At 69.2% G+C, this 730-nt stretch carries 1 protein-coding gene; it reads left to right on the top strand.

The annotated features are described in order from the left end of the window. A partial coding sequence (locus tag AC5Y30_RS25440; RefSeq protein WP_499922071.1) for a phosphopantetheine-binding protein occupies positions 1 to 730 on the top strand: 730 nt, incomplete at both ends.

Genomic DNA, 730 nt, shown 5'->3' with positions numbered 1-730 from the left:
CGATGGGTGGCTGCGCCCGGTGCCGGTCGGGGTGATCGGTGAGTTGTATGTGGCCGGCGCCGGGGTGGGCGTGGGTTATGTGGGCCGGGCGGGGTTGACCGGATCGCGGTTTGTGGCCTGTCCGTTCGGGGCGCCCGGGCAGCGGATGTATCGGACCGGGGATCTGGTGTGTTGGCGCGCTGATGGGCAACTGGACTACCTGGGCCGCGCCGATGAGCAGGTCAAGATCCGCGGCTACCGCATCGAACTCGGCGAAATCCAGGCCGCCCTCACCACCCTGGCCGGGGTGGAACAGGCGGTCGTGCTCGCCCGCGAAGACCAACCCGGCATCAAACGCCTGATCGGCTACATCACCGGCACCGCCAACCCCGTGGCGGCGCGCGCCGCGTTGGGCGAGCGGTTGCCCGAGCATATGGTGCCGGCCGCGGTGGTGGGGCTCGACGCCTTGCCGCTGACCCCTAACGGCAAGCTCGATACCCGCGCCCTGCCCGCCCCCGACTACACCGACACCGAGCACTACCGCGCCCCGTCCACCGCGGTCGAGGAGATCTTGGCCGGGATTTACGCCGAAGTGCTCGGTGTGCAGCGGGTCGGGGTGGAGGACTCGTTCTTCGATCTCGGTGGGGACAGCATCTCGGCGATGCGGGTGATCGCGGCGATCAACACCACCTTGGATACCGACCTTGCGGTGCGCACCGTGTTCGAGGCACCCACGATCGCGCAGTTGGCG

Source organism: Mycobacterium sp. NGS27 (assembly GCF_059813005.1).
Note: the sequence above shows the minus strand (reverse complement) of the source record. Positions and strands in the feature narration are given on the sequence as shown.